General features: G+C 64.8%; 9 protein-coding genes. 4 read left to right on the top strand and 5 right to left on the bottom strand.

Annotated features, from left to right (window positions below; translation table 11 throughout):
• Positions 1-54: 54 nt before the first annotated feature.
• Genes RBB31_RS17440 through RBB31_RS17425 form a run of 4 tightly spaced genes read left to right on the top strand, consistent with a single transcriptional unit; the run spans position 55 to position 4,695 of the window.
• A complete protein-coding gene (locus tag RBB31_RS17440; RefSeq protein WP_306130531.1) occupies positions 55-606 on the top strand; it encodes a TRAP transporter small permease subunit in 552 nt (183 codons plus the stop codon).
• Positions 606-1,922: a TRAP transporter large permease gene (locus RBB31_RS17435; protein WP_306130530.1), complete on the top strand. Its 1,317-nt coding sequence runs from the start codon at positions 606-608 to the stop codon at positions 1,920-1,922. The genes RBB31_RS17440 and RBB31_RS17435 overlap by 1 nt, the downstream gene beginning before the upstream one ends.
• Positions 1,919-3,181, top strand: coding sequence for a malonyl-CoA decarboxylase (locus RBB31_RS17430; protein WP_306130529.1), 1,263 nt, complete (start codon positions 1,919-1,921; stop codon positions 3,179-3,181). Before RBB31_RS17435 ends, RBB31_RS17430 begins: the two co-directional genes overlap by 4 nt.
• Positions 3,178-4,695: a malonyl-CoA synthase gene (locus RBB31_RS17425; RefSeq protein ID WP_306130528.1), complete on the top strand. Its 1,518-nt coding sequence runs from the start codon at positions 3,178-3,180 to the stop codon at positions 4,693-4,695. The genes RBB31_RS17430 and RBB31_RS17425 overlap by 4 nt, the downstream gene beginning before the upstream one ends.
• On the opposite strand, the gene RBB31_RS17420 is transcribed toward RBB31_RS17425, so the two are convergent.
• The 5 genes from RBB31_RS17420 to RBB31_RS17400 form a co-directional block, all read right to left on the bottom strand.
• Entirely contained in the window at positions 4,685-5,938 is a 1,254-nt protein-coding gene (locus RBB31_RS17420) for an FAD-binding domain-containing protein (RefSeq protein ID WP_306130527.1), read from the bottom strand. The genes RBB31_RS17425 and RBB31_RS17420 overlap by 11 nt on opposite strands.
• Positions 5,939-6,020: 82 nt before the next feature.
• Positions 6,021-7,853: an acetyl-CoA hydrolase/transferase C-terminal domain-containing protein gene (locus RBB31_RS17415; RefSeq protein ID WP_306130526.1), complete on the bottom strand. Its 1,833-nt coding sequence runs from the start codon at positions 7,851-7,853 to the stop codon at positions 6,021-6,023.
• Positions 7,846-9,921: a 3-hydroxyacyl-CoA dehydrogenase NAD-binding domain-containing protein gene (locus tag RBB31_RS17410; RefSeq protein ID WP_306130525.1), complete on the bottom strand. Its 2,076-nt coding sequence runs from the start codon at positions 9,919-9,921 to the stop codon at positions 7,846-7,848. Before RBB31_RS17410 ends, RBB31_RS17415 begins: the two co-directional genes overlap by 8 nt.
• On the bottom strand, positions 9,918-11,216 hold the full coding sequence (locus RBB31_RS17405) for an acetyl-CoA C-acetyltransferase (RefSeq protein WP_306130524.1): 1,299 nt from the start codon (positions 11,214-11,216) through the stop codon (positions 9,918-9,920). Before RBB31_RS17405 ends, RBB31_RS17410 begins: the two co-directional genes overlap by 4 nt.
• Entirely contained in the window at positions 11,213-13,462 is a 2,250-nt protein-coding gene (locus tag RBB31_RS17400) for an acyl-CoA dehydrogenase (protein WP_306130523.1), read from the bottom strand. The genes RBB31_RS17405 and RBB31_RS17400 overlap by 4 nt, the downstream gene beginning before the upstream one ends.
• Positions 13,463-13,489 lie beyond the last annotated feature (27 nt).

Below are 13,489 nucleotides of genomic sequence, written 5' to 3'. Positions count from 1 at the left end.
CCGCGCCGGGCCCGACCCCGCATACCATTTCCACTTTTCAACGGAGGCCGAGCGATGTCCGGTTCCGCCCACGCCACAGCGGCCGCCCGCCATGGTGGCAACCCCGTTCTGCGGATCATCGGCTGGATCAGCCAGATTTGCGGCATCGTCGCCGCGCTGATGATCGTCGCGTCCGTCTTGATCGTCTGCCAGATGATCTTTATCCGGTTCGTGCTGAACCAGTCGACGATCTGGCACACCGAGGGTGTGACGTACCTGATGATCGGCGCGACCATGCTGGGCCTGCCATACGTGCAGTTCGTGCGCGGCCACGTGAACGTGGACCTGCTGCCGATCATGTTGCCGAACAAGGCGCGGCGCGTGCTGGCCGGGATCGTCATGGCGCTGACGCTGGCGGTGGTTGGCGCGATGCTGTGGCACGGCTATCATTTCTGGCACGAGGCATGGGACTGGGGCGAGACGTCGAACACGCCGTGGAACCCCAAGCTGTGGGTGCCGTACCTCGCCCTGCCGCTGGGCTTTGGCCTCTATGCGCTGCAATTGGCGGCTGACCTTTTCGCAATGACCACGGGCATCGACAAGCCCTTCGGGCTGGAGGACGTCTGATGGATCCGCTTGCACTGGGTGGTCTTGTCGCCCTCATCACCATCGTCGTCCTGTTTTCGGGCATCTCCGTGGCTGCGGGCCTGCTGGTGGTCTCTGCCGGGTTCCTGATCATCTTCGACGGGATGAGTTCGCTGTCGCTGATGCCGGAGATCTTCTTTGGCAAGCTGGACAATTTCGCGCTGCTGTCGATCCCGATGTTCATCATCATGGGCGCCTCCATCGCCTCGACCCGCGCGGGTGCGGACCTTTACGAGGCGCTGGAACGCTGGCTGACCCGCGTGCCGGGCGGGCTTGTGGTGTCGAACCTCGGGGCCTGTGCGCTCTTTGCCGCGATGTCCGGCTCCAGCCCGGCCACCTGTGCGGCCATCGGCAAGATGGGCATTCCCGAGATGCGCAAGCGGGGCTATCCTGACGGCGTCGCCGCAGGGTCCATCGCCGCGGGCGGGACGCTGGGGATCCTGATCCCGCCGTCGGTCACGATGATCGTCTACGGTATCGCGACCGAGACCTCGATCGGCCGGCTGTTCCTCGCGGGTGTGTTCCCGGGGCTGCTGCTGGTGGGGCTGTTCATGGCGTGGTCGCTGTATTCGACGTGGAAGTCGGGCAACGCGAGCGTCCTGTCGGCGGGCAGCTACACCTGGAAGGAACGGGTGGAGATCCTGCCGCGTGTCCTGCCGTTCCTGTTCATCATCCTGGGTGTTCTTTACGCCATGTATGGCGGCATCGCCACGCCATCGGAAACGGCCGCCGTCGGCGCGCTGATGTGCATGTTGATTGCCATGGTGATCTATCGCCTGTGGGACCCGCGCCAGATCTGGACGGTGCTGCGCGACAGCACGCGGGAAAGCGTGATGATCCTGTTCATCATTGCGGCCGCGGGCGTCTTTTCCTACATGCTGTCGTCGCTGTTCATCACGCAGTCCATCGCCGAGTGGATCGGCACGCTGGACGTGAACCGCTGGGTGCTGATGGGCGCGATCAACGTCTTTCTGCTGATCGCGGGCTTCTTCCTGCCGCCGGTCGCGGTGATCCTGATGGCCGCGCCGATCCTGTTGCCGATCATCACCACCGCCGGGTTCGACCCGATCTGGTTTGCCGTGGTCTTGACGATCAACATGGAAATCGGGCTGATCTCGCCGCCGGTGGGCCTGAACCTTTACGTGATCAACGGCATTGCGCCGGACATTTCGCTGAAGACGATCCTGACCGGGTCGCTGCCCTTCGTCGCCTGCATGGTGATCGCGATTGTCCTGCTGTGCCTGTTTCCGGGTATCGCCACGTGGCTGCCCGATCTGGTGATGGGAGCCGAGCTATGACCTTGCTTGCCGATCTTCTGTCCACCGTGTTCGAGCGCCGTTACGGCGCGGCGCGGGGCCTGCCGCGGGACGACAGGCCGATCGAGGACCTGACCGCCGACCTGATCGGGGCTACCGGCGAGGTCTCGGGACAGGCCGTGGCGCGCCAGATCCTGACCCGATACGAAAGCTGGGACGATGCCGCGAAGCTGGAGTTCTTCCGGCATCTTGCCCGGGACATGGTGATCAACCCCGAGCAGGTGCGCGACGCGCTGGACGCGTATGAACGCGGCCAGTCCAAGGCCACCTATCGCGCCTTCCTGAACGCGTCCGAGTCGCCCCGCCAGGAACTGATCCGGCGGATGAACCAGGTGCCGGGCGCGACCAGGCGGCTGGTCGGGATGCGGACCGACCTGTTGCGGCTGGGCCGGGACGATGACGAGTTGCAGGCGCTGGACCTGGATTTCCGGCATCTGTTTGCAAGCTGGTTCAACCGCGGCTTCCTTGTGCTGCGCCCGATCAGCTGGGAAAGCCCGGCGCATATCCTGGAAAAGATCATTGCCTACGAGGCCGTGCACGCGATCGACAGCTGGAACGATCTGCGCCGGCGGCTGGAGCCTGCGGACAGGCGCTGTTTCGCGTTCTTTCACCCGGCCATGCCGGACGAGCCGCTGATTTTCGTCGAGGTGGCGCTGACCGACGGTATACCGGGCTCGATCCAGGAGGTTCTGGCCGAAGAGCGCGACCAGATCGACGTCGATCGGGCGAACACGGCGGTGTTTTACTCGATCTCGAACTGCCAGTCCGGTCTGGCGCAGATCTCTTTCGGCAACTCGCTGATCAAGCAGGTGGCGGCGGATCTGGCGCTGGAAAACCCGGTGCTGAAGAATTTCGTCACCCTATCGCCGATCCCGGGCCTGACCCGGTGGATGGAAAGTGTCGACATCAATCCCGAAGCGCAGCAGCCCGATGCGCTGTGCGAATATGCCGCCTATTACCTGACGCAGGCCAAGCGGGGCGATGGCCTGCCGCTTGACCCCGTGGCGCGGTTCCACCTGGGCAACGGGGCGCAGGTTCACAAGGTTCACGCCAATGCGGACGTATCGACCAACGGGATGAAGCAATCTGCGGGGGTGATGGTGAATTACCTCTATGACCTGGGCAAGGTATCGCAGAACCACGAACGGTTTGCGGCCGAGCAACGGGTCGCGGTCTCGAGCGAGATCAAGTCGCTGGCCGCAAGCGCCGCCAAGACGATGCCGGAGGAGGGACACGCATGACCAATCCCCTTTTCGATGTCCTGTTCGGAAATCACGCCGGCAAGGACACGCCGTTTCTGTATTTGCCAGACGGCGAGACGCTGACACACGACCGGTTTCTGCGGCTGGCCGCGCAATATGCCAACGCCTTTACCGCCGCTGGGCTTGAGCCCGGTGCGCGGGTGGCGGCGCAGGTGGAAAAATCGCATTTCGCGTTGGCCGCATATGCCGCCTGCGTGCAGGCCGGACTGGTCTTTCTGCCACTCAACACCGGCTACACGGTGGAGGAGCTGAGCTATTTCATCGAAGACAGTGGCGCGTCGATGGTGATCTGCAAGGGCGACAGGCGCGAGGCGCTTCAGCCTATCGCGTCCAAACATGGCGCGGCGCTGGAGACGCTCGACGAAGATGGCTCCGGCAGCCTGTCAGAAAAGGCGGCGGAGGCGCCCGAGACGTTCGAGACCGTGGACCGCAAGGCAGATGACCTGGCGGCGCTGCTCTATACGTCGGGGACTACGGGGCGGTCGAAAGGCGCTATGCTGAGCCAAGGCAACCTGCTGTCCAACGCCGAGACGTTGGCGGAACACTGGCGGTTCACCAGTGACGATGTCCTGCTGCATGCGTTGCCGATCTTTCACACGCATGGCCTGTTCGTGGCGACCAACATCACGCTGGTCGCCGGCGGGGCGATGATCTTCCTGCCGAAGTTCGACTTGGACAAGGTGATCGACCTTCTGCCCGAAGCGACCGCGATGATGGGCGTGCCGACCTTCTACACGCGCCTTTTGGACGACCAGCGGTTCGACAAGGACTTGGTCGCGCATATGCGGCTCTTCGTGTCTGGCAGCGCCCCGCTTCTGGCCGAGACGCATACGCAGTTCGAGAAGCGCACCGGACATCGCATCCTCGAACGCTATGGCATGACCGAGACCAACATGAACACGTCGAACCCCTATGACGGGGACCGGCGCGCCGGCACCGTGGGCTTTCCGCTGCCGGGAGTGGAGTTGAAGATCACCGATCCCGAGACGGGCGAGGAACTGCCGCAAGGCGAGGTTGGCCAGATCGAAGTGCGCGGGCCCAATGTGTTCCAGGGATATTGGCAGATGCCCGAAAAGACCGCGGCGGAGCTGCGGGAGAACGGGTTTTTCATCACGGGTGATCTGGGTGTCATAGATGATCGCGGCTACGTCCAGATCGTCGGACGCAACAAGGACCTGATCATCTCCGGCGGGTACAACATCTATCCCAAGGAGATCGAGCTGGTGCTGGATGAACAGCCCGGCGTTCTGGAAAGTGCGGTGATCGGTGTGCCCCATGCGGATTTCGGCGAGACGGTCGTGGGCGTGATCGTGCCCGAGGCGGGGGCCGAGCCGGACCTCGATGCAATCGGCGCGGCGACCTCGAAGGCGCTGGCGCGCTTCAAGCATCCCAAGAAGCTGATCGTCCGCGAGGAGTTGCCGCGCAACTCCATGGGGAAGGTGCAGAAAAACCTGCTGCGGGACGAGTTCAAGGACCTGTTCGTCAACGCGTGACGTATCGGCTCAGCCCGGCATCGTGCAGGATGTCGGGTAGCTTCTTCTTGACTTTGAAATAGCCTGCGGTGGCGTGGGGCCAGACAAGCGTGTCCCAGTCCCGGCGCCATTCCCGAAGTGTCAGACCTGCCGCGTTCAGCGTCGGCCCGGCCATCGTCACCCAGTCGCGCAAGGGCCCCTGCGGAATGAAGGGCGTCACGATCTGGGTCGCGCCGTGTTCCGCGGCCCAACGCGCCAGCACTCCGGGGTCGTCGACTTGAAGGTTGTCCGCCCTTCCGGAGATGCGGTGGGCGGTGTCGGCCAGTGCCGCCGCTTCGAATTCCGTTACCTTGCCGGATACAGGTTGCGGCGAGCGAAGAGCGCTGGCCGCGAGCGTCGCCGTCGCACGGATGTCGAGTCCCGAGAGCGCAAAATCGTCGGGGCGACAATCCTCTTCCGTGATCAGCAGCGCAGCAGGCGCGCCGGCTTGCGGCGTCAATGGCTCGCGCAGCGGCTGTACCTGGGGCAAGCCGTCGGGCTCTTCGGCCTCCAGGCCTTCGGTCACATCTGCAAGGTCCGAGGCATGCGGCGTAAAGCGATTGTTGGTGAACCTGGCGATGTTCCAGGCCTCGGCCGCGTAGAACTTGCCCCGCGTATGCAACCCTGCGACCCAGCGCCAGCTCAGCGTGTTGGACGCCGGGTCACCGTCCAGCAGGTGCCGATAGAAAAAATCCGCGCCCAGCCGCCAGGGCAGGCGCAGGGTGAAGATCCAGATCGAGGCGAACCACATGCGCGCGTGATTGTGCAGGTAGCCGGTGTCGGTCAGTTCCCGCGCCCAGGCATTCATGCAGCCGAGATCGGTTTCGCCCGCCTCTGCGCGGTGAACGGCGTGGCGCAGATCGACGTCTGCGTCCAAGCGTTCGAGATCGGTGCGCAGGCCCTCGCGGTAGGCGCGCCAGACCGCGGGGCGGCATTCCAGCCACCCTTTGAAATAACTGCGCCAGAGAACTTCCTGCACGAACCGCTCGGCGGCGTCCATGCCATGTTCCTGCAGGACACTTGCGATGACATCGGGTTCAAGCAGAAGCCGGCGTCGCAAGTACGGAGAAAGCCCTGAGACAAAGTCGTGCCGGCCCGGCCCCTGATCGAAATTGCGGCCATGGGCATAGCGGGTTCCGAGGCTCGGCAAGACACGCGCGAAATGCGCCTCGGCGGCGTCTCGGGTCGGCGTTGGCCACTCCGGCGTCAAGATCGGGTCGGTCATCACGTGCCTTTTCTGCAGATCGTGCAGAGACATAAGCCGGTCAAGGGGGATGTCGACAGATGGGCGAGCGCGGCGCGCGAACTTAGCCAAGTTGGCGCAGGGCCCCGCGCAGGGCGCGCGCCTGAAGCGGTTCGGCAAGCTGCGGCCTGGCGCCGTAGCCCATGCGCTCCATTGCCGCGCCTTCCTGCGGGTGCGGGCTGGCGGTCAGGCCGGACCAGACCAGCGACAGCAGCGCGGGCTTGCTGCGTGCGGCCTCGCGAAGGCGGGACAGCGCTTTGACCAGCAGTTTCTCGGTCTCGGTGAAGTCGGTGCCCAGCGGGTAATCCGGCAGCAAGCCGTCCCTGTGAGGGGCAAGCCAATCGGCGATCGTGTCGGGCGTGTTGCGCCTGTGCGCCTCGGGGATGGTCCAGGCGGGGTCGAGCTTTCCGGCCTTTCGCGCCTTTTCCGCCAGATCCGGCTGAAACCGGCTGTCGGCGATGCAAATCAGTCGCTTGATGACCTCTTCATCCGGCAGCCCGCGCAGAAAAGCCGCGCCATATTCGGTAACGACGATATCGCGCATGTGGCGCGGCACGGTGGTGACGGGCAATTGCCAGACGATGTTCGACGTCAGATCCCCGCCGCTTTGCCGCGTGGCCGGCAGGGTGAGGACGGCATGTGCATCCTTCAACGCGAATGCCTGTTCGAAGAAATTGAACTGGCCGCCGACACCGCTGACCACCTGGCCGGGTTTGGCCGCGTCGGACATGGCGTCGCCCAACAGGCTCACTTGCATGGCGCCGTTGACGAAGCGGGCGTCCTGCCGGGCAGCGCGCTTGGCCGCTTCATCGCCATAAAGCGCGTTGGTATAGCTGACCGGCATCATACGGATCTTGGCGCGGCGGTCCGGGGGCAGGGCGCGCAGGCGTTCGTACATGTCGCGGGCATCGACGAAGAACCCCGCGTGGATCACCGCGCCATCCACCTCGCGCCGCAGGATGTCGGCTTCGAACAGGGCGACCAGCCCGCCAACGAGCATTTCGGTCACGGCGTAAAGGCCCGTGCGGAAGGGTTCTTCCTCCACCCCTTGGAGTGGCAGCGGGGCGTCGCGCCATAGTGCGTGCAGCGCGGCCCGGTCCCGGGCGATCAGGGCATTGGCCACGGCATCGCCGATGGCACCTATGCCAATTTGCAGGGTGCCGCCGTCGGGCACGAGGCGCGAGACGTGCAGTGCGATGGCGTGTTGGGCGTCGCCCACCGGGCGGCGCAGCACCGAGAAGAGGTCAATCTGCTCGGGCGGGTCCAGCACCATGGCAACTTCGCCTGCATCGAGCGCGGCCGGGCCGTCCATGAACGGCAGGGCGTCGTTGATCTCGGCCACGGCGATGAAATCCATCTCGCCCGCGGCGCGGCAGGCGAAGAGATCGGCGGAGATGTCGGTGTTGCACGACATGCTGAACCGGTCGCCCTGCCGTGGCATGAGCTGTGCCAGCACATTCGGATTCTGGTCGACAAGCACGTCGCGGGCATGGGTGTAGTTGGCGGAGATATACTGCCGCTGGGCGTAGTCGTTGCCGAGCCACGATCCGGCCTGAAAGAAGAACTCCGAGACCTCGATATTGTCGGGCAGGCCCTTGCCCTTGATGAGATCGACATAGGCGAGCGACGGCGCGGCTCCGAAGAGCCGGTCCATGGCGGGATTCAGGAACCGGGCCTCGAGATCCGAAGACGGCTCGGGGCGTTGCAGGCTGAGGGCGGTGAAGATCTTCAGTGTAAGGGAAGGATCCTCGACCGCGGCGCGCACGAGGGCATTCACGAAGGTGACCGGCTTGCCCAGTCCAAGCGGCAGGGCCAGGCGTATCTCGCCGCCTGTGGCATCAAAGGTGGCCCGCGCCATCGCGTCGGCGTCGGTATGGACCTCGGGCCTTTCAGCCAAGGTCGGACCAGCCGGGATCAGGGGCGAAGCGCGGGCCGTGGGCGGACTCGAGGTCCGTCAGTCGTTTCGTGATGTCGGGGATGCCACGGGCCTTGGCATAGTGCATCGGTCCGCCGCGAAACGGCGCCCAGCCGGTGGCGAAGATCATCGCGGCATCCAGTTGGTCGGCGTCCCTGGCCACGCCCTTGCGCAGCACCTCGGCGCAGGCGTTGAGCATCGGCAGGATCAGTCGGTCGGTCAGGTCGTCGGGCGCGTTTTCCATGTCGGCGTCGGGATGGGGCGTGCCGTCCGACCAGTCGTAAAAACCCTTCTCGGTCTTCTTGCCCAACTCGCCCTTGTCGACGCGGCTCCGCAGGTCGTCGCTGATCGGTGGCATCGACGTGTCGAGGCTTTCGGCCAGGCTTTCGGCCACGTGCAGGCCGATATCCAGCCCCACCTGATCGGCGAGCGTAACCGGCCCCATGGGCATCCCGAAGCGGATGGCGGCGGTGTCGATGACCTCCTTGGACACGCCCTCGTCCATCAGCACCATCGCTTCGAGCATATAGGGCACCAGCGCGCGGTTCACGACGAAGCCGGGATAATCCGTCACCAGCGCGGGCAGCTTGCCGGTCGCGCCGCAATAGGCAGCAAGGCGCGAGGCGGTCCTGTCATTGGTGGCGGCGCCTTTGACGACTTCGACGAGGTCTATCTTGGAGACCGCGTTGAAGTAATGAAGACCGGCAAAGCGGGACTTGGCGGGCGCGGCGCTGGCAAGATCGTCGACCGACAGGCTCGACGTGTTCGTGGCGAGGATCGCGTCCTTCTTCAGCTTGCTTTTGAGGCCCTTGAAGATCTTTTCCTTGATCTCCTGCTCTTCGCTGGCCGCCTCGATCACCAGGTCGGCATGGGCCAGGCCATAGCCGTGCGGATCGGGCATCAGGCGGTCGAGCGCATCACGCGTCTCGGGTCCGCTAAGGTGCTTGGCCTCGCAGATCTTCGCGGCGGTTCTGACGGCCTTGCCCAGCGGATCGGTTTCGATATCGCCCAATGTCACGATCTTGCCCTTGATGGCGGCAATGGCGGCAATCTCGGCCCCCATGGCGCCGGCGCCGATCACGTGGACATGGACAATGCCATCATCACCGCGCCCGGCATCTTTGAGCGATTGCTGCAAAAAGAAGACGCGGCGCAGGTTCTTCGAGGTCTCGGTCTCCAGAAGCCGTGCGAAGCTGTCGATCTCGGCTTTCTGCATTGCCTTGCGGTCGTCGCCATGCTCTTCCCAGAGGTCGATAAGGGCGTGGGGCGCCGGGTAATGCTCTTTCGGGGCTTTTTCCTCGGTCTTGCCGCGCATCTGGCGGGCGGCAAGGCTACGGGCCTGATCAAAGGCAAATGCGCGGGATTTGAGGCCGGGTGTTTGTCGCTCGATCTTGCCGTCCCTGGCGGCCGTAATGGCACCGGCAACGTGGCGTTCCTCGACAACGGCATCGGCAATACCTTGCGACTTGGCCCGCTTGGTATGCGCGGTCTTGCCGGTCAGCATCATGGTCATGGCGTCCGTCGGGTCGATCAGGGCGGGCAGGCGGAAGGTGCCGCCAAGGCCCGGATGCAGCCCAAGCTGCACCTCGGGAAAGCCGAAGGACGCGCCCGGCGTGGCAATGCGATAGTCGCAGGCCAGCGCCAGTTCGAAGCCTGCGCCAAGCGCCGCGCCGTGGACGACGCAGATGGTGGGGCAGGGCAGCGCCTCGATCCGGTCGAGAACGTCATGCGCCTGTCTCAGCAGGTCGGCGGCACCCTGATCGGTCATGGATTCGAAACCGGTGATGTCGGCCCCGGCGGCAAAACCGGCCTGCTTGGCCGAGCGGATGACGAGGGCGGCGGGCTTGTCCGCCTCGGCCGCGGCGATGTGTTCGTCCAGTTCGCGGATCACATCCTCGGAGATGGTGTTGACGCTGCTGCCGGTCTTGTCGAGCACTAGCCACAGCACATTGCTCTCGTCCCGACCCGAGCGCCAGTTGCCGTGAGCCACGCCCGCGGGGCCAAGCTCCAGCCTGGTCTCGCCGAGAAATTTCAGAACATGTCCGGTCATTGCACAGCCTCCAGCAGCATCGCGCCGCCAAGGCCGCCGCCGATGCATTCCGTGGCGATGCCGCGTTTCGCGCCGCGGGCCTTCATCGCGTTTGCAAGGTGCAGCACGATGCGGTTGCCGCTGGTGCCGACAGGGTGGCCCAGCGAAATCGCACCGCCATCGACATTGAGCTGATCCCGGTCTATCCGGCCAAAGGCGCCGTCCAGCCCAAGGACCTCGCGGCAGAACTCTTCGTCGTTCCAGGCGGCGAGGCAGGAAAGGACCTGTGCCGCGAAGGCCTCGTTCAATTCCCACAGGTCGATATCGCCTATCCCGTAGCCATGACGTTTCACGATCGGGGTGGAAGACATCACCGGGCCGAGGCCCATGATCGAGGGATCAAGACCCGCCCATTCGCTGTCGGTGATTTCGGCCAGCGGCTCCAGCCCATGCGCATCCACGGCCTGTTCGGAGGCGAGAATGCACCAGCTTGCGCCGTCGGTGATCTGGCTGGAATTGCCGGCCGTGACCTTGCCATAGGGTGGCTCGAATACCGGCTTGGGCTTGGCCAGTCCTTCCATGTCGCTGTCGGGCCGCACGCCGTTGTCGTGATCGTAGACAGTGCCGTCGCGGGCGAAGGCGGGCATGAGCTCGTCCTTCAGCCGGCCTTCCTTGTGGGCGGCGGCCAGCCGGTGGTGGCTCTGCATGGCATAGGCATCGGCGGTCTCGCGGTCGATGTTGAAATGATGCGCCAGCACTTCGGCCGTCTGGCCCATGCTGAGGGTCGTGATGGGGTCCGTCAGGCCACGTTCCAACCCGACAACGGGCTTGAAGAACTCAGGCTTGATCCCGGCCATGTTCTTTGCCTGCTCGAGCGGGCCCTTGGCGGTGCTCATCCGGCCGAACCATTCGACGGCGGACTGGCGCAGGGTCAGGGGGGCGTGACTCAGCGCTTCGGCCCCGCCGGCCAGTATCATCTGGTGGCTGCCGTCGCGGATATAGCGGTAGGCGGTGTCGATGCTCTGCATGCCGGACCCGCAGTTGATCTGCACCGTGAATGCCACGGTCGCCTCGGGCAGACCAAGGCGCAGCCCGGCGACGCGGGCCGGGTTCATCTCGTCTGCGATGACGTTGACGCATCCAAGGATGACCAGATCGAGCGCCGCGCGGTCAAAGGGTTGCCGCGCCAGCAGGGGCCGGCCGCATTGCACCGCAAGGTCCACGGGCGTGAATGGTCCGGGGCCTGCCTGCGCCTTGAGAAACGGCGTGCGCGCGCCGTCGACGAGAAAGACTCGATTGCCGTTGATCGTGGTCATTCCGCGGCCTCGCGGTGGGGCCGTTCACCCTCGTGCGGTGCGGGAAAGAGCGCGGCAAAGTCTTCGGGGGCGTAGTCTTCCACCGCGACGACTTCATCGACCAGACGCGACATCTCCTCGATATCGGCCATTTCGGCATCGCTCAGGATGCCGGCTTCCAGCGCCTCCTGCGGGGTCTTTTTCGCATCGCGCAGGCGCTTCATGACCGGCGCCATCCGGGTGACCTTGGCGTAGCATTCGTTAAGCACCTGCACACCGTCGCGGTTGCAGCCGTCGGCGATGCGCCCGACGATACGGTCGCGGGTATCCGACGGGTCGTAGAGCAGGTCGCTGCATTGCGCGACGAGCCTGTCATCGGGCTTGCGCTGCGCCGCGCCGGGCAGGGTGAAGATGCGCAACAGCCACGCCGCCCAGCGGGCCGGCAGGTTGGCGATGACCTCATCCAGCGCTGTCTGGATATTGTGAAAGGCGTCGGCGGCGACGTAGCGCAGCACCGGCAGGTCGGCCTTCTGGCGGCCTTCGTCCTCCCACCGTTTTAGCGCGGCAGACAGGATATACATTTCGGACAGGATGTCGCCCATGCGGCCCGAGATCATTTCCTTGCGCTTGAGCTCACCGCCCAGCGACAAAAAGAGCATGTCGGCGGTCAGGGCATAGGCCGCGGACCAGCGCGACAGCTGCCTATAGATGTCCGTTGCGTCGCCTGCCGCGGGGGCCGGTGCGAACCGACCGCCCGTCAGGGCGCGGCCCCAGCTGCGAAAGAGCGTGCGCGTGCTGTGCCCGACATGGGCCCACAGGGACTTGTCGAACATCTCAAGCGCCTTGTCGGGATCGTCCTCTTCCAGCGCCAGCATGTTGTCGAGCATATGGGGATGGGCGCGGATCGAGCCCTGCCCGAAGATGATCAGGCTGCGGGTGACGATGTTCGCCCCCTCGACCGTGATGCCGATGGGCACGGCGCGATAAAGCGGCAGAAGGTAATTCGACGGCCCGTCGATCACCGCCTTGCCGGAATGCACGTCCATCGCATCATTCAGCGCCTCGCGCATGCGGAAGGTCGCATGGGCCTTCATGATCGCCGAGATCACCGACAGCGCACGCCCCTCGTCCAGCCCGGCGCAGGTCAGGTGGCGCGCCGCGTCCATGGAATACGCGTCGGCGGCTAGGCGGCCAAGGCGGGCCTGCACACCGCCGAACTTGCCAATGGGCAGGTTGAACTGTTCGCGGATGCGGGCATACGCACCGGTCGTGTGGGCTGACAGGGCGATGGCGGCGCAGCCCATGGAGGGCAGCGAGATGCCGCGCCCGGCGGCAAGCGCGCTCATCAGCATCATCCAGCCTTCGCCGGCATACTCCTGCCCGCCGATGATGTTTTCGAGCGGGATGAACACGTCCTTGCCCGTGGTCGGGCCGTTCATGAACATGGTGGACGACGGGATATGGCGGCGGCCCGTCTCGACGCCCTCAAGGTCGGTCGGAACAAGTGCGCAGGTGATACCGATATCCGGGGTGTCGCCCAGCAGGCCGTCAGGGTCTCGAAGCTTGAAGGCCAGACCCAGCACGGTGCAGACCGGCGACAGCGTGATATAACGCTTGGCCCAGTTCAGGCGGATGCCCAGCACCTCCTCGCCTTTCCACTGGCCCTTGCAGACCACCCCGTCATCGACCATCGCACCGGCGTCCGAGCCGGCCTCGGCACTGGTCAGGCCGAAGGCGGGCAGTTCGCGCCCATCCGCGAGGCGCGGCAGCCAGTAGTCTTTCTGCGCATCTGTGCCGAACTGATGCAGAAGCTCGCCAGGGCCCAACGAGTTGGGAACCATGACGGTCACCGCGGCGGCGACGGAGCGGGTCGAGATGTAGCGGACGATCTCGGAATGGGCGAAGGCGGAGAATTCCAGCCCGCCATGCGCCTTGGGGATGATCATGCCGAAGAACTTGTTCTCGCGCATGAACTGCCAGACATCCGGCGAAAGATCTCCGGTTTCGTGGTTGATCTTCCAGTCGTCGATCATCCCGCACAGCTCTTTCACGGGCCCATCGAAAAACGCCTGTTCCTCGTCCGACAGGCGGGGTGTCTTGACGGCGCGCAGCTTGGACCAGTCGGGGTTGCCCGAGAAAAGCTCGGCCTCCCACCAGACCTCTCCGGCGCTCAGTGCTTCGCTTTCGGTCTTGGACAAGCCGGGCAGGACGCCCTTGGCCCATTTGAAGATGGGCTTGGTGATCGCGCGCGCGCGGAAGCTGGACATGCGGGAACTCCTTTCGGCACAAAACGT

Origin of the sequence: Roseovarius sp. MMSF_3350 (assembly GCF_030733425.1) — a bacterium.
Classification (GTDB): domain Bacteria; phylum Pseudomonadota; class Alphaproteobacteria; order Rhodobacterales; family Rhodobacteraceae; genus Roseovarius.
The sequence above is the reverse complement of the archived record's forward strand: the minus strand, read 5'-3'. Positions and strand labels throughout refer to the sequence as shown.